The sequence below is a fragment of the Shewanella basaltis genome (genome assembly GCF_023283885.1).
GTDB lineage: Bacteria > Pseudomonadota > Gammaproteobacteria > Enterobacterales > Shewanellaceae > Shewanella > Shewanella basaltis.
Genome location: NZ_JAKILA010000009.1, coordinates 54,597 through 70,438, shown reverse-complemented (window position 1 = coordinate 70,438; position 15,842 = coordinate 54,597). Strand labels below are relative to the sequence as shown.

The following is a 15,842-nucleotide window of genomic DNA, read 5'->3' as shown; positions in this document are numbered from 1 at the left end:
ATTAGTATCCTTCTAGAAAGTCAAATTCATCTAAACTTTGTTGCTTAGGAATATTATCAAACTCGGCATCTAAGGTGATTGACACCATTTGCTCACTTGGCAAACTCAAGGTCTGTAATTGCTGGTTATCTTTGAGTTTTAATTGTGGGTGCCATACCACCACACTATATTCATCTGTAGGTAATACATCAAATACAACCGTGCCTTTGTCATCGGTAATGGCATAAAAAGGGGTGTCGACCACCAGCAAATGCCCCGACATCCAATCGTGAATATTACACCCCATTGACACATGGCCGGCGTTTTCAAACAAAATCAGTTGTTTTTGCTGTTCTTGGCGCAATTTAAACGAAAACCGCTTAGGGCCCAATGCAGAATAAATATGATGGGTAATATCATCGTCATTGACAAAAGCAACCTCCTGCCCCTTTTGAACAACAGTAATGTAAGGTGAAAACTGCTTATCTTTTTGATGCACTTCAGCTTTTACAGGCGCAGTGTCAACAAGCAAATGGCTTATATCTTTGGGTTGTAAATACACCACCATATTAACTGCCGGTTGCCCCTGGCTGGTTAATATGGTGATTTGCTGAGCGTTAGCTTTGTAAAAAGGCATGAATAAACTCACGCCCAACAATATGGTTAAACTTTGCTTCAACTTGTCACGATTTATCAATATACCCGCCATGCTTACTCCTCTCGCTGCCACCACATTACCGCGGATTGCCTTTGCCAATACGCCTTTGCAAACTAGACCCACTGACAGGATAAATTATTGCAAAAAAGTTAAACTTTATACTGGCTTAATATTGCGGCTAAACCTGTTGATGACGCATTGAGCTCTTTAGCCAATACGCTAGACTGTTTTGCCGTATTGCTTATAATTTCAGATTGTTGGCGTATGTGACTAATTTGCGATGATATATCACCAGCAGACATACTTTGCTGCTCCGCCGAGGCGGCAATTTGGCTGCTCATATCAAATACAGCATTGATTGAACTGGCCATTTGGGTAATATCATCGCCCACGGCTTTAATACTGGCATTACCTTCATCGGCTTGTTCAACAATCACATTGGTGATACTTGTGAGGTTTTTCGCTCCCTTTTGCAGCCCTTCAATCATTTTTTGGATTTCAACCGTGGCCTGCTGAGTGCGTCCAGCAAGAGTGCGTACTTCATCTGCAACCACAGCAAAACCACGGCCTTGCTCACCAGCCCTTGCTGCTTCAATGGCGGCATTTAATGCCAATAGATTGGTTTGTTCTGAAATACTTTCAATGGTGGTCACAACATCGTTAATTTGTGTCGCATCCCGAGACAGTTGCTCAACAGACGAATACGACTCGGCGATACGCTCAGACAAGTAGCTGACTCTTTTTACAGCATCATTAATTTTATGCTGACTCTGATCCATTTTCTGAGCATTTTGTTGGGTATGTGATGAGGTTTCACCGGCATGATGAGAGACATCGGCAATGGCAGAAGTCATTTGCTCCATAGCATGGGACACAGCATCTAAAAAGTGATGCTGCTGATCGATCAACTCTTTATTGGTATTGGCCTGGCTACTAAACTCATTGGCCGCTGTCGATAAGGTTTGCGCATTGTTTCGAATGGCTTGAACCATTTCACTCATGTTATCGGCGCAGCGATCAATGTCTTTGGCAATTAAACTAAAATCATCGGTACCAAAAAAGTTCAGCCTAAAACTTAAATCGCCATCGGCTAAGCGTTTAATGGCCATGTACATTTCCCAAAGCCCACCGCCTAATGAGGTAGAAATCCAGTAACTGAGTTGAAATAACGGTAGTAAACCCACTAATGCAATGATCAACATAAACTGAGCATCACTTTTAGCCTCTTGCTCCCACTGTGCAACATGTTGGCTTTGGGTTAAATATTGATTACCTACACTTGCTGATACACTAACGGTATCACCTGTACGCCCGGTATTATCTTGACTCGACAATTGTAACTGAGCATCTGTGGCAAACTGTTGCAGTGATGTGCCTTGTAAATTTTGTGTGTTCGCTATTATCGCAACACTTTGCACACTGGCTTTAACTCTGTCTAAAGATGCCTGTGTGATAAGCGCTGTTGCATGCTGATAATTAAGTAGCGCAATCACACAAGTAATGGCAGCAACCATTGAACACACAATCCAAAATTTTCCGTTCAGGCTGAACTTAATCATTATTGCATCAATTTTTCTAAACTGGATTTGTTTCATCTTGACGTTTCCTAAGGCAATTTACCGCAAGCTAAACCCGGGGCGTGTTGATCTTTCAAAGTTTTTTCCGCAAATAGTGACTTATAAATAGTGGCTTACAAATAGTGACTTAAATGACTGAGCATCAATCCATTCGCCTTAATTATAACGTGTTAAACACAACCACATTTAACCAGCAAAAAATCAACAGAGCCTAGCCTAATATACACATTAATAAACGCGTTACACCTTGTTCAGTATAGTCAAACAAGGCTAATTTATGGTGAACTGTCACTCAATATAAAAAATGCCTAGGTGCGAATACACATAGGCATTTGGCTTAAATATTATCGACTTAAGCTAACTTAACTTAAGTGTTCATGTTCACATATTTCACAGAAAACACCTTTAAACAGATAATACTTTATTTAATGGTAAGTCACGGTATCGCTTACCGGTTGCTGCAAATATCGCATTGGTTAAACTAGGTGCTACAGGCGGTACACCAGGCTCGCCGACTCCCGCAGGTTTAGCTGTAGAGGCCACAATATGGGTTTCAATGTCTGGGCATTGAGGTAAACGCAATAATGGATAATCATGAAAATTAGACTGCACCACTTTACCGTTTTTAAAGCTAATATCGCCCATCATTGCCAAGCTCAGGCCAAAAATCACCGCACCTTCTAACTGCGAATGCACTCTGTCGGGGTTCACCACAGTGCCTGCATCCATTACCGCAATAGACTTAATGACTTTAAGCTGGTTATCGACCACTTCAACCAGGGTTGCCACCGCAACATAACTGACAAAACTGCGGTGAACCGACATGCCCCAACCTTGATTTTTACCCGCTTTAGGCGCTTTAGCAAGTGCGCTTTCTAGTGTGTCTAGCACATTCAAAAAACGCCCCACATCAACAGGATGGTCGGCTAACTCTTCACCGTAATTACCGTATTTAAAACCGTTGTTTTCAAAGTTTTCAATGCGGGCTTTACCTAACAATTGGCGCCACATGTCAATACAGGGTATGTTGGCATTCACCGCCAGTTCATCCACAAAACTGCCCATACCAAATGCATGCTGAATATTACAAACTGAACGCATCCAGCCAATACGGGTATGGGCGGTGGCTTTTACTGCTTCAAGTTGAATGTGTTCAAGTGCAAGGGGAACATCACTAAAACCAAGATCAAGTTCGCCGTCAGACGGATATTCAACACCTTCAGCAAAGGTTGAACTGATTGCCGGAAACCCGGTACGCGCAAGCAATGCTGTTGGTAACTTATTATCATCAACTTTAGCCTGATACATTTGCGCGCTAATCGCATGGTAATAACCGTTTTGGATCTCATCCTCACGGCTCCAGCACACTTTAACCGGCTTTATTAGCTTTTGTGATAACACCGCCGCTTCAACACTAAAGTCGGGCTTGGATTTACGCCCAAAACCGCCGCCTAGCAAGGTAACATTAACCTTGACTTGCTCTTCCCTTAACCCAAGTGCGCCCGCGACATTTTGTTGAGTACTTTGCGGTGTTTGCGTCGATGCCCATAATTCACACCCATCGGCCGTAACACTTGCGGTGGCAACGGGCGGCTCCATCATGGCATGGGTTAAATAAGGGACGGTATAAACTGCATTCACGGTATTATCTGCTGGCCAATCTGTGACTGACTCGCCAAATTGGCGGATAACTTTGCCAGGCTGCTTAACTCTCTCAACCAATGCTTTTAAGTACACATCAGAGTCATGGCTGTCATTGACAGATTCAGACCAAGTAATCGCTAAGGCCTTACGCGCCTCAATTGCACTCCAACTGTTTGTGGCAATAACAGCTACGCCTCCAAGCGGTTGAAATAATGGCGCGCCTTTAGGCACTGGCAAGGTGATGATATCGACAACGCCTGCAATACTGCGAGCCTTGGTGTCATCAAGTTTCACCACGTCGCAGCCTAATACGGGAGGACGGGTAATACTGGCGTATAACATGCCATCAAGCTTGATATCGTAACCATACTTGGCTTTACCGCTAAGCATGGCATCCATGTCAACGATGGTATGTGACTTGCCAATATGCACAAATTCGCTTTCCGGTTTTAACGTCACAGAATCTAGCTTAGGCATAGCAAGCTTAGATGCAGCAAGCGCTAAGTCACCATAAGATAAAGACTGATCACTTGCTTTATGGTGCACCTTATGTGCTTTGGCATACACCTCAGTAACAGGCACATTCCATTGCTGGGCTGCGGCTTGTTCTAGCATGGTACGAGCCGTGGCCCCCATTTGACGCATACGCTGATAATGCTTACGAATACTGCGGCTACCATCAGTGTTTTGGCTGCCATAACGTTTATCAGCCAAGCCTTGCACCACAACCACTTTATCCCAGTCAGCTTCGAGTTCATCGGCTAACACCTGCGGTATACCGGTGCGAATGCCCTGTCCCATTTCAGAGCGATGACAAGTTAAATACACCTTATTGTCTTCACCAATGGCGACAAATAAATTCATTAAGGCTTGTTTGTCTTGTGCCAGCGCCATTGGACTCCACGCTAAACTGGTCCCACCAAGGGCTAACCCACCGCCCACAGCACCAAATAGCTTAAGTACATTACGACGGCTAATATTTTCAACTGCGGTAAATGTCGTCATGATTAAGCCTCCGACACTGACTTGATCGCGGCTTTAATACGCGGATAGGTACCGCAGCGGCATATGTTGCCCGACATAGCATCATCAATTTGTGCATCTGTAGGGGTTGCGGTGGTTTTTAATAGCGCCGCCGCTGACATCAACTGCCCAGCCTGGCAATAACCACATTGAGGCACATTGTGTGCTAACCATGCCTGTTTGAGCTTTTGCGCTTCTAAGCCCTCGATGGTGGTCACTTGTTTACCTTGCACTTGTTTAAGGCTGGTTAAACATCCCCGCATTGGGCTACCATCAACGTGGATAGTACAGGCGCCGCACAAGCCCGCCCCACAACCAAATTTGGTACCGGTTAAGCCTAGAATGTCACGTAACGCCCATAACACCGGCATATTAGGATCTGCATCAAGGGTAAAGTCTTTACCATTGACCATTAATTTTTGTGTTGGGGTTGTCATAATCACTCCTTAATTAAGGCAAATATGTTACGTATTTACATACGATGAAATCAGTTAAACTTGCGCCCACTTATCGACTCAACCACACAGCCAAATCAGTAGGTGTATCGATATCAAATTGGCCATTTTCCATTGTCACCACATTAAGACAATGTCGCGCTGCCCGGCGTTTTAAGATACTTTTTGCGCCTTTATCACCATCAATGGTCATTAACTGAGTAAAATCATCAGCAATAAAAATAGCCGGTGCGCCAACCTCTTGATGATAAAAACTGCAACTTGTGTGGCCGTTTTGCTGATAAGCCTCAATCAAGCGCAGGTAGTCATCTGCACTAAGCGCCACTTGATCAGCAAGGGTTAATAGCAATGCTTCAGCATTGAGTGCAACGGCGTAACTGACGGCCTGTTTTATTGAACTTGATAACCCTAATTGCCAATGAGGATTTATTATTGTGTGAGTTGCTGCAGTAATGCTCAACACCTCTTCGGTCATGTGTGCGCCCAATATCACTGCTGGCAAAGCGATATTAGCCAGAGTACTCACCTCATTAAGCGTGGCAATGCTTTGGCCTAACAGCGTTTGCCCTGCATGTATTTTCGCCGTCATTTTACTGCCATTAAAACGACTGCTTGCTCCAGCGGCTAAAATGACGCTAACTATATTGGCACAATGAGCAGGCATAACCATGGTCATAACATCACAGTGTCAAGGTGAGTTAACGAGCTTTTATACAGTACGCCATGACATTGGGATAGCATACTCAATGCCACCGAGCCGGGTAGCTCTCCTCCTAACGCAAGTCCAGCAGGTGCTGAAAAAAATCCGCTAAAGTCAGCCACATGTAATTTGGCAATATCAAGCACTTTATCTCGGCGATGGGCAGGGCCGAGTAATGAAATATAGGCTAATGCCAATGGTTGTAACGCCTTGAGCGTATTAGCGTCAATATTAAGGTTATGGCTCATCACAAACGCAGCATCTAAGCTTGTGAGTATATCCAATGAAATGCTTGAGGTTGGATGTTTAATAATTTGGCAACCAGGAAAATCATAGGTTCGGGCATAAGCCGTTCTTTCATCACAAACGGTCACTTTCCAGCCCATGGTTTGTGCCATTTGCGCCAAGGGTTGCGCGTCTAATCCACCACCAAAAATACCAATGTGTACTGGTGGCCTTAAAGGGATACTGAGTATGGTGTTTTGTGCTTGTAGATGTTTTTCTGTTTTGCTGTTTAAAGTAACCTGAGTGGCCGAGTCCTTTTTTTGCTCAATAAATTGCCCTGTAATCCCATGGCTAGGGGCGCCATCGTTAGCAATATTTAGCTGGTAAAAGCCACTGTCACCGCGCATTAACGCATCGTGCACTTTGACTAAGCCCAAGTAATTATTGGCTTTATTGAGCGACACCATCATAATATTCACAATACCTCCGCAACCAAGCTGATAACTGCTATCAGACTCGTCAGTGGCATCAAAGGTTAATTGCAGTACTTGTTGATTTTGAATAGCGCGCTGAGCATGGCGGCGAAGATCGGCTTCAAGGCAACCACCACTTAACATCCCCAGGCTTTTACCCATGGGATGAAAAAACATCATCGCCCCTGGTTTACGATACGAAGATCCTTGCACCTGGGTTAACACTGCCATCACCCAGTCATCTTGGTATGTCGGTAACCAGGCGTCGAGTAAATCTACAAGGTGTTGCACCATGAACACTGTCCATCAGAATAAAAGCAAACTCCTAAGCTAACAGACTGTCTTTACAATGCAAAGAATCATTGGTTTCATTTTGTGTCTTATACCAATCCGCATTATGAATGGTATTAAAGCCACATCATGATTAGTCAAATAACTGATCGGCCACAAATGGATTATGCTGGCGCTCTTCAGCAAATGTCGACATAGGCCCGTGCCCAGGAATAAAACTGACATTTTTGCCTAAAGGCCACAATTTAGTGGTAATAGAATGCAACAAATCTTGATGGTTTGACTGCGGAAAATCGGTTCGCCCAATCGAGCCTCTAAATAACACATCACCCACCCAGGCCAATGCACTTTGAGCATTAAAAAACACAATATGACCAGGCGTATGGCCAGGACAGTGCAGTACGTTAACGGTTTGCTCGCCAATGGTTACCACATCACCTTCTTTTAGGTATTGCGTCGGCTCAAATGCTTCTGCACGCGCAAAACCAAAATTTTGGCTTTGCTTAACTAAATTATCTAACCAAAACTTATCTGCCTCATGCGGGCCAATAATGGGCACAGATAAATTAGCCGCCAAACTGGCTGCGCCGCCGACATGATCAATATGGCCGTGGGTCAGTAAAATTTTGTCAACACTGAGCCCAAGTTTGGTTATTTCGGCCAAAATCCTGTCGATATCTCCACCAGGGTCGACCACCGCAGCCTTCAATGTTTTGTCACACCAAATAACACTGCAGTTTTGCTGAAAAGGAGTAACAGGGATGATTTGATACTTCATCGGCAACCTCGGGCTTGTATTCGTATGTTAATTATGCACTAATTTTAATCAGGCAGCGTTGATCTAGATACCTATTTTATACGATCCCCATCACGCTTTGCATTGATGATGTACAATATATACCCAATCAACTTGAAGAGACGTGTTTCAGAGCTTCACCGTGTTTTCAATACTAGGCGCGTTAATGCAGTAATGTAGCTACCTTATAAGTTAACGTAACAACGTAGTGGAAGCACGGTGAAACTCCCAAAGGGCAAGTTTTACACGCGTTTATGCTGCGTTATTGATTTTGGAAAGGGAATAACCATTACCCGCAATCAATGCCTTGTCTAAACGCGTGTAAATTCTTGCTGAAACCGAGCATCTTCAGGTTGATTGGGTATATACCAATCAACTTCGGGTTGTTTGGGTAAATACCATTGCCCTTCGCAATGTCCCGCTTCCAACGACTAAGTAGGATCAATATGCACATTGATAGCACGTTAGCAGACATCAAAACACGTAAACATTTTTTCTCGGTGCCACTCGATTATCAACAAAGCCCAAGCAAGCAAATTACCGTTTTTGCACGCGAGCTTGTTAGCGTACAAAATCAGCATAAGCAACTGCCCTATTTAGTGTTTTTTCAGGGCGGACCTGGGTTTGGAGCCGTAAGGCCATTGAGTAACAGTGGTTGGATTAAGCGGGCATTAACGGAGTACCGAGTATTATTGCTTGATCAAAGAGGAACGGGCTTATCTACGCCAGTTAATGCCACCAGTTTAAGTTACATGAGCGCTACAGATCAGGCTGACTATTTAAGTTTTTTCCGTGCCGACAATATCATTCGCGATGCCGAATATATTCGCACTAAGTTATCTCCTGGTGAGCCGTGGAGTATTTTAGGCCAAAGCTTTGGCGGTTTTTGCGTGCTGCATTACTTATCTGCTGCGCCAGAGGGGTTAAAAGAAGCCTACATCACAGGGGGGATCCCATCACTTACCCGCACAGCAGAAGAAGTGTATCAAGCGACATATCAACGGGTTATTGCTAAAAACAACGATTTCTTTAAACGTTTTAGCGATGCCAGAATACTGGTCGATAACCTAGCCAAATACTTATTCGACAACAAGGTTTACCTCGGCACAGGCGAATTGCTAACCGTTGAAATGCTGCAATTACTGGGCATTAACTTAGGTATGGAGCAAGGACCAGAGTCGGTTTACTATTTACTTGAGCAAGCATTAATTGACACACCACACGGCATTGATGTTAACCCATTATTTTTGCATCAATTTAGCCAATTTTTAGACTACAACACCAACCCCATTTTTGCCTTGTTGCACGAGTCAATTTATTGCCAGCACACTGCATCGGCCTGGGCCGCTCACAGGGTCCGTGAGCAATACAGTCAGTTTAACTACCGCCCTGGCAAACCCTTACTGTTTACCGGAGAAATGGTTTATCCGTGGATGTTTTCGCAATTTGAGCAACTTGAACCACTACAGCAGGCAGCAAACTTAATTGCGGCTAAAAAAGATTGGCCAGCGTTATACAATCTTGAACAACTGGCGCAAAACAAGGTACCTGTTGCCGCAGCCATATACAGCGAAGACATGTTTGTTGAAATGCAATACAGCCTAGAAACAGCCAAGCAAGTCAATAATCTTAAATATTGGCTCACATCAGAATACGAGCACAATGGCATTCGTATGGATGGCGAACGCATTTTAGATAAACTCATTAGCCTTAACCGTGGCCATTGTTTGCGTTAAAAAATGACATTGTAAGATGCAAAAAGGGGCATAAGATCCAATCTTCTGCCCCTTTTTATGGGGATTTTATCGTTTTACAACGGTTGAGCCATTACAATACTTGTAACACTTGCTCAGCAGCTAAGCGTGACTTAGGTAATTTAGCGTTATAGTCTTCATCTGAGTGGTGATAACCGAATGCTAATGCCACATCACATACATAACCGTCTAATTCTTTCGCAAAAATCTGTCCTAGCAATTCACTATCAACGCCTTCCATTGGGGTAGAATCAATGCCTAAACGAGCTAGCGTATGCATGGTATTACCTAAGGCTAAATAGGTTTGCGATTTAGTCCAGGCAGCGTTATTACCCACTTCGTCTGTATTTAACTCAACAAAAGCATAAGCGCCAAACGCAGTGTCGCGATCTTCTGCTTTAGTACGGCCGTCGGTAACCCCTTTATCAACCACTTTGGCATAATCTTCACGGGTATACTTAGGGTTATAAGCAAACAAAATAGTATGAGATGCCGCTTTAGCATGTGGTTGGTTAAACTGAAACTTATTTGCAAACGAGTCGTGTAAACGTTGTTTGGCCTCATCGCTTTCAATCACGATAAACTTCCATGGTTGAGAGTTAATTGATGATGGTGACAACACCATGGCATCATAAATAACCGCTAAATCTTCAGCTGATACGCGTTTAGTCGCATCGTAGCGTTTTGCAGTGTAACGTTTTTCTAAATCAGAAATAATAGCGTGAGTCATGTGATGCTCCGTAATAAATAAAATATGACTGGTTAAATCAATCAAATAGTTAACAAAAATTCTAAGTACTTTGCCCTGGTGCTAATATTGTGCTGACAAGGCATTATTCAAGGGCATTAGCGCCATTTAATCGAACAGCCCATACTGGCGGTTTGCTGTTTAGGCCCTTTACCCGTTGCCGCAATCAATTGCATCGCATTGACCAGCTCAGGGACACGATTGGGATCATCTTGTAATCGTGCATCGTCTAAACGACCGCGATATTGCAATTCACCTTGTGCATTAAAGCCAAAAAAGTCTGGGGTACACACGGCACCATACTGCTTACCAACATGTTGGTTTTCATCGACTAAATACGGGAATGTAAAACCGTGTTGCTCGGCAAAACGCAGCATATTGGCGGGCGAGTCTGCATCAAATACCTGGTAGTCATTTGACATCACTGCAAGTACATTGATGCCTTCTGACATCAATAACTTGGTATCTTCAGCCAAACGCGCAGCAATGGCTTTAACATACGGGCAGTGATTACAAATAAACATAATCAACAAGCCTTTTTCCCCTAAGTGTTTGCTCATGGTAAACATATCACCATTAGGATTTTTTAACGTAAAATCGGGTGCTTTCCAGCCAAAATCACAAATGGGCGTATCAAGTAGCATAACAGTCAACCTTTTAAGCTAAATACGAGGGTTAATTTCTAAGTCGCCATAATACGCTTATAATTAATCGTCATATACAGGGTAAAAATTGAAACATTTTCAATTTTTTTTTAATAATGAGAAACCAGGTTAAGAAAACAAAACAGCCAACTTTTGCTAACTGATAGCTGACAGTTTAATCGCTTTGTAAGCCGTACTGGTTAACTGATACACGGGCCGCTCACTACAGCACGATAACCCTGGTGGTTTTCATCCTGCACAAACTCAATATAGTGCTCAATACTTTCAAGGCTATCCTGTTGGTAATGAGACACATACAACAATTGAGACAAATGCTCTTTGGCAATCAATTCAAGTGAGTTTTTAATCAGTCTGCGGCCTAAATAATCTAAGCCTTGGTATGGCTCATCGAGGATCAACAAGGTAGGTTGTTTCACAATTGCCCTAGCAATTAACAATAAACGTTGTTGGCCATATTCTAATTGTTTAAATGTCATTTTGCTTAAATGGCTCATGTGCAATATCGTCAACCATTCGTTGGCAATGGCCACCTGTTGTTGTGTCGGCTTTTGATATAAACCAATAGAGTCATAAAAGCCGGACACAATCACATCTAATGCTGTGCAATTAACCCGATATTGCATATGCAAAGCCGACGACACCATGCCTATATGCTGCTTTATTTCCCAAATGCTCTCTCCCGAGCCTCTTTTTTTACCAAATATATCAATGTCATTACTGTAGCATTGCGGATGATCACCAAAAATAAGGCCCAGCAAGGTACTTTTACCACAGCCATTTGGCCCTTTAACCTGCCAATGCACGCCATTATCAATTCGCCAATTAACCCCAGAAAAAATCACCTTATCAGCGTAAGCCACTCGGCCATTGTGCAACTGAAATACTGGGTCGGCAAACTTGGCACTGTGACGATGACGACGGATAAGTGACAATAAGGCTTCACTCTGCTGCCCAGATTGAGCCGTTAATTGATGAATCACAGGGTGGCTATTCCACTGAGCTTTGGTCATCACACTGTCTAATTTCCCCTGGCTAAAAAGCGCGACATGTTCAATCCAGTCTGGCATATCCTCTTCACGCGACACCACAACCAACATTTGCTTGGTTTGTGCTAAATCCTGTAAATACTGAGTCAGTGTATGGCGATGGCCAACATCTAAGCCGGCATAAGGCTCGTCGAGAATTAAGAAAGGCACCTGGGTGGCAACGGCACGAGCAAGCATAACCCTTCGGCCTTCACCTGTTGATAAGTGGGTAAAATGGCTTTGACTTAAATGGATTAAATCGAGTTGCTGCAATAATTGATGGGTTAATGCGTTGTCATGGCATTGCGCATAAATCACGCCAAAAACGGTCGTTTTAGGGTCGGTATACCCCAGCGACTCACTGTCATCAAACTCCAAGATCTCTTCTAGCAGTGCTTGCTGTTCTAACAATGAAACCACGGCAACATCAGCGGCGACGCAACCCGTTATGTCCCCCCGATAACCAGTGTGTTTAGACAAACATTGCCCTGTGAGCAATTGCCCTAGTAACACACCTATGTCACCCTCGGTAGTAAACACTCCCCAGGATTGATCAGCTCCAATTTGCCATTCATCAATGCATAACGAGACACTCGATGAACTGCATTGCAATTGTGAAAATCTAATGTCCATTTACCACTTATCCTCTTTGCACTACACATAAGCTGAGTGTCTCATTTCTTGACGAAAAAAACTGTCAAAATTGGCTCAACCAAATTGATTGAGCCAATTATTGGCTGATCTGAGTCATTTCATGCACAACAAACTCAACAACAGCACCATTGGTGGCAGCAATATAATCGGCTAAATGTTGATTTTCCATATGCTTACGCCACAACTCGCGATTTTGCCAATTTTCATACATCAAGAAGTGGCCTGGGTTGGCATGGTCTTGATGTAAATCGTAATTGATGCACCCTTCTTCAGCACGAGTCACATCTATCAATTTAAGTAATTCAGACTTTACTAATTCCACTTTATCGGCTTTGGCAATAATGGTGGCAACAATCGTAAGTTTAGACATAATCAATCCTTTCAAACAGTTAAAATTAAAGTGCGTCACGCACGCTTAAAAACCTTCAAGCACAATTTTACCGATGGCACGGCCAGCTTCTAACTCGCTGTGAGCTGCACGTAAATTAGCCGCATTAATTTCGCCCATGTGTTGGCCTAATGTGGTTTTAAGATACCCTTGGTCTACCAGATCGGCTACGCGGTTTAATAAATCACTTTGCGCTTGCATATCAACAGCATTAAACATTGAACGCGCAAACATAAACTCCCAGTGTAACGACAAACTCTTAAGCTTAAGTTTAGTGACATCAAGCGCTTGAGGATCGTCAATCATGGCAATTTTACCAAATGGAGCAAGCACTTCTGTGTAGCTTTCAAAATAGCTGTCAGTGCTATTTAAACTGGCAACATGGGTCACGGGGCCAATATTAAGCGCCTCAATTTGCGCAGTTAACGGCTTAGTGTGGTCTACAACATAATCTGCACCTAACTTTTTAACCCATTCGCTTGAGCTTTCACGCGATGCAGTGCCGATTACTGTTGCCCCCGTGATGGTTTTGGCTAGTTGTACAAAAATAGAGCCTACACCACCTGCGGCGCCAACCACTAAAATCACTTCATTAGATTGAGTTGCAGTTCCTGGGCTTTGTTGTTTTATGCCTAAATGTTCAAACAATAATTCCCAAGCGGTAATTGCCGTTAATGGTAAGGCTGCAGCTTCGGCATTCGATAAACTCTTTGGCTTAAAGCCCACTAAACGCTCATCCACTAATTGAAATTCGGCGTTACTGCCAGAACGAGTAATATCGCCAGCATAGTAAACATGATCACCGGGCTTAAACTGACTCACTTTATCGCCTGTCGCAATCACTTCGCCAACCGCATCCCAACCAATTACCTTTACCTCTCCATCTACAGGCGGCATATTTAAGCGCACTTTATAATCTGCAGGGTTAACTGCAATGGCACTCACTTTAATTAATAAATCACGACCTGTTGCAATAGGCTGCGTTAAAGTAACATCGATTAACGATTCTGGATGCGTGATGGGTAAAGATTGTTTGTAACCAATGGCTTTCATGTTGTCATTCCTTATGGCAAAAATGTGTTGTTCAAACTCAATGAAGTTATATTAGCGCTTGTTTTATTCACCATAAACAGCATAATAATTGAAACATTATCAACCAAAAATAGATAATCATGCTTTTAGAAGACTTACAAGTGGTGATCAAGGTTGCTGAGTTTCGCAGTATCACTGCGGCGGCAACCCATTTAGACATGCGTACAGCCACAGCCAGTGCCGCTTTAAAGCGAGTTGAAGCCCATTTAGGCGCGGAGTTATTTATTAGAACCACACGGCAATTGCGCTTATCGAGCGCCGGCGAAAAGTACATTCCGCAATGTGAGCAAGCGATTTTAATGCTTGAGCAAGCCAAACAAAATATGAAAGGTGAGCTGGACATTATTGATGGTGATCTGCGTTTATCTGTGTCATCAGATTTGGGCCGTAATGTGGTGATCCCCTGGATTGACAACTTTATGGACACCCACTCAAAGGTGAGTTTACGCGTGAGTATCAGCGATACCAACGTTGACTTTTATCGTGATTCGGTCGACCTCGCATTACGGTACGGCTCACCAAACGATGCCAACTTATATAGCTTTAAAATTTGTAATGTGCCAAGGTTAATCTGTGCGTCGCAGTCCTATTTACACCAGCATGGTACGCCAAAGCACCCACAAGATTTGGCCAATCACAATGCATTATTGTATCAGCTTCAAAACTTAACCCACGACATATGGGAATTTAATCAAGGCGATGACAGCATTAAGGTAAAAGTCTCAGGCAACCGGGTCGCAAATGATGCCGACTTAGTCAGGCGTTGGTGCGTAAGCGGCAAAGGGATTGCGGCAAAATCATGTTTAGACATGGCACATGATTTACTCGCTAATAATATCGTCACGATTATGTCCGACTACCAGGTCAAATCCACCGAATTGTGGTTAATATTTCCAAGTAGACAGTCCATCACGCCTGCGAGCCGATTATTGCGGGACATGCTAAAGCAAAAAACTCGCGAGTTATTACAACAATTAATTGCTAAAGGTATTTTAGATAAAAGTGTGCTGGATTAATGAGTCAATTGTTGGCAAGAATGTGCCCTGTGACCACGAACGTCAGTAATCACAGGGCATATGTAAAAAGCCTAGTGGGATGCTTTATCGCCCCAAATCTCTGCTAACCTTTTGTCTCTGCCGCAGTTCCAGCGGTAAGCATTATAGCGAAGTGGATTGTTTTTATAGTAGTCCTGATGGTAACTCTCATCGCCTTTTATCGGATAAAATATAGACGCATTTAAAATAGGAGTGACCACTTTATTATTGGGAAACTGCTTTTCGACTTTACTTTTAGACTGTTGTGCAATCGCTCTTTCTGTCTCGTTTGCCACAAAAATAGCACTTAAATAGCTCGAGCCTTTATCGCAAAATTGGCCTTGGGCATCAAAAGGGTCAATATTGACCCAGTAATAATCTAACAGCTCTTTGTAACTGACTTTGCTAGGGTCATAGGTAATTTCAACTGCTTCATAATGACCTTGATGGTTACCATTGTACGTAGGATTTTTAATATTTCCGCCCGTAAATCCAGAAACGACATCAGTGACACCATCAAGCTTTTCAAAATCAGACTCCATACACCAGAAACATCCACCTGCCAAAATGGCTTTATCTGCACTGGCATTCGATGCGTACAACAACACACTTGCAGCAAGCACGGTTAACACTAGTGTGCTTTTCATAGCACCCTCCTTTA

15 protein-coding genes are annotated in these 15,842 nt (G+C 43.3%); 2 read left to right on the top strand and 13 right to left on the bottom strand.

Annotated features, from left to right (window positions below; genetic code table 11):
* Position 1: 1 nt before the first annotated feature.
* From L2703_RS08630 to L2703_RS08600, 7 genes are all read right to left on the bottom strand, one after another.
* Entirely contained in the window at positions 2-688 is a 687-nt protein-coding gene (locus tag L2703_RS08630; protein ID WP_248970701.1) for a cupredoxin domain-containing protein, read from the bottom strand.
* Between the two features lie 98 nt (positions 689-786).
* The gene (locus tag L2703_RS08625; protein ID WP_248970700.1) at positions 787-2,232 is read right to left on the bottom strand and encodes a methyl-accepting chemotaxis protein; all 1,446 of its coding nucleotides are present in this window, start codon (positions 2,230-2,232) and stop codon (positions 787-789) included.
* Between the two features lie 387 nt (positions 2,233-2,619).
* Positions 2,620-4,863 carry a xanthine dehydrogenase family protein molybdopterin-binding subunit gene (locus L2703_RS08620; RefSeq protein ID WP_248970699.1) on the bottom strand — a complete coding sequence of 748 codons (2,244 nt, stop codon included), beginning with the start codon at positions 4,861-4,863 and terminating at the stop codon, positions 2,620-2,622.
* A gap of 2 nt (positions 4,864-4,865) precedes the next feature.
* A complete protein-coding gene (locus tag L2703_RS08615; RefSeq protein ID WP_248970698.1) occupies positions 4,866-5,318 on the bottom strand; it encodes a (2Fe-2S)-binding protein in 453 nt (150 codons plus the stop codon).
* 70 nt (positions 5,319-5,388) lie between these two features.
* Positions 5,389-6,012, bottom strand: coding sequence for a nucleotidyltransferase family protein (locus L2703_RS08610; RefSeq protein ID WP_248970697.1), 624 nt, complete (start codon positions 6,010-6,012; stop codon positions 5,389-5,391).
* Complete coding sequence (locus tag L2703_RS08605; protein ID WP_248970696.1) at positions 6,009-7,028, bottom strand: XdhC family protein; 1,020 nt, start codon at positions 7,026-7,028, stop codon at positions 6,009-6,011. The genes L2703_RS08610 and L2703_RS08605 overlap by 4 nt, the downstream gene beginning before the upstream one ends.
* 130 nt (positions 7,029-7,158) lie before the next feature.
* On the bottom strand, positions 7,159-7,803 hold the full coding sequence (locus tag L2703_RS08600) for an MBL fold metallo-hydrolase (protein ID WP_248970695.1): 645 nt from the start codon (positions 7,801-7,803) through the stop codon (positions 7,159-7,161).
* Between the two features lie 464 nt (positions 7,804-8,267).
* Here L2703_RS08600 and L2703_RS08595 point away from each other — a divergent pair, with 464 nt between their 5' ends.
* Positions 8,268-9,557 carry an alpha/beta fold hydrolase gene (locus tag L2703_RS08595; protein WP_248970694.1) on the top strand — a complete coding sequence of 430 codons (1,290 nt, stop codon included), beginning with the start codon at positions 8,268-8,270 and terminating at the stop codon, positions 9,555-9,557.
* Positions 9,558-9,648: 91 nt separating this feature from the next.
* On the opposite strand, the gene L2703_RS08590 is transcribed toward L2703_RS08595, so the two are convergent.
* From L2703_RS08590 to L2703_RS08570, 5 genes are all read right to left on the bottom strand, one after another.
* Positions 9,649-10,305, bottom strand: a complete 657-nt coding sequence (locus tag L2703_RS08590; RefSeq protein ID WP_248970693.1) for a nitroreductase family protein — start codon at positions 10,303-10,305, stop codon at positions 9,649-9,651.
* A 116-nt stretch (positions 10,306-10,421) separates the two neighbouring features.
* Positions 10,422-10,967, bottom strand: coding sequence for a thioredoxin family protein (locus tag L2703_RS08585; protein ID WP_248970692.1), 546 nt, complete (start codon positions 10,965-10,967; stop codon positions 10,422-10,424).
* A gap of 200 nt (positions 10,968-11,167) precedes the next feature.
* The gene (locus tag L2703_RS08580) at positions 11,168-12,646 is read right to left on the bottom strand and encodes an ATP-binding cassette domain-containing protein (RefSeq protein WP_248970691.1); all 1,479 of its coding nucleotides are present in this window, start codon (positions 12,644-12,646) and stop codon (positions 11,168-11,170) included.
* Between the two features lie 97 nt (positions 12,647-12,743).
* Positions 12,744-13,037 (bottom strand): putative quinol monooxygenase, encoded by a 294-nt coding sequence (locus L2703_RS08575; protein WP_248970690.1) that lies wholly within the window; start codon positions 13,035-13,037, stop codon positions 12,744-12,746.
* Between the two features lie 45 nt (positions 13,038-13,082).
* A complete protein-coding gene (locus tag L2703_RS08570) occupies positions 13,083-14,108 on the bottom strand; it encodes a zinc-binding alcohol dehydrogenase family protein (RefSeq protein WP_248970689.1) in 1,026 nt (341 codons plus the stop codon).
* A 119-nt stretch (positions 14,109-14,227) separates the two neighbouring features.
* On the opposite strand from L2703_RS08570, the gene L2703_RS08565 reads away from it, so the two are divergent.
* Positions 14,228-15,163: a LysR family transcriptional regulator gene (locus L2703_RS08565; protein WP_248970688.1), complete on the top strand. Its 936-nt coding sequence runs from the start codon at positions 14,228-14,230 to the stop codon at positions 15,161-15,163.
* 71 nt (positions 15,164-15,234) lie between these two features.
* On the opposite strand, the gene msrA is transcribed toward L2703_RS08565, so the two are convergent.
* Complete coding sequence (gene msrA / locus L2703_RS08560) at positions 15,235-15,828, bottom strand: peptide-methionine (S)-S-oxide reductase MsrA (protein WP_248970687.1); 594 nt, start codon at positions 15,826-15,828, stop codon at positions 15,235-15,237.
* Positions 15,829-15,842 lie beyond the last annotated feature (14 nt).

Bases quoted from the DNA above. Each gene is read 5' to 3' on its own strand.
- L2703_RS08630 (WP_248970701.1), bottom strand. From the start codon at position 688: ATGGCGGGTATATTGATAAATCGTGACAAGTTGAAGCAAAGTTTAACC.
- L2703_RS08625 (WP_248970700.1), bottom strand. From the start codon at position 2,232: ATGAAACAAATCCAGTTTAGAAAAATTGATGCAATAATGATTAAGTTC.
- L2703_RS08620 (WP_248970699.1), bottom strand. From the start codon at position 4,863: ATGACGACATTTACCGCAGTTGAAAATATTAGCCGTCGTAATGTACTT.
- L2703_RS08615 (WP_248970698.1), bottom strand. From the start codon at position 5,318: ATGACAACCCCAACACAAAAATTAATGGTCAATGGTAAAGACTTTACC.
- L2703_RS08610 (WP_248970697.1), bottom strand. From the start codon at position 6,012: ATGACCATGGTTATGCCTGCTCATTGTGCCAATATAGTTAGCGTCATT.
- L2703_RS08605 (WP_248970696.1), bottom strand. From the start codon at position 7,028: ATGGTGCAACACCTTGTAGATTTACTCGACGCCTGGTTACCGACATAC.
- L2703_RS08600 (WP_248970695.1), bottom strand. From the start codon at position 7,803: ATGAAGTATCAAATCATCCCTGTTACTCCTTTTCAGCAAAACTGCAGT.
- L2703_RS08595 (WP_248970694.1), top strand. From the start codon at position 8,268: ATGCACATTGATAGCACGTTAGCAGACATCAAAACACGTAAACATTTT.
- L2703_RS08590 (WP_248970693.1), bottom strand. From the start codon at position 10,305: ATGACTCACGCTATTATTTCTGATTTAGAAAAACGTTACACTGCAAAA.
- L2703_RS08585 (WP_248970692.1), bottom strand. From the start codon at position 10,967: ATGCTACTTGATACGCCCATTTGTGATTTTGGCTGGAAAGCACCCGAT.
- L2703_RS08580 (WP_248970691.1), bottom strand. From the start codon at position 12,646: ATGGACATTAGATTTTCACAATTGCAATGCAGTTCATCGAGTGTCTCG.
- L2703_RS08575 (WP_248970690.1), bottom strand. From the start codon at position 13,037: ATGTCTAAACTTACGATTGTTGCCACCATTATTGCCAAAGCCGATAAA.
- L2703_RS08570 (WP_248970689.1), bottom strand. From the start codon at position 14,108: ATGAAAGCCATTGGTTACAAACAATCTTTACCCATCACGCATCCAGAA.
- L2703_RS08565 (WP_248970688.1), top strand. From the start codon at position 14,228: ATGCTTTTAGAAGACTTACAAGTGGTGATCAAGGTTGCTGAGTTTCGC.
- msrA (WP_248970687.1), bottom strand. From the start codon at position 15,828: ATGAAAAGCACACTAGTGTTAACCGTGCTTGCTGCAAGTGTGTTGTTG.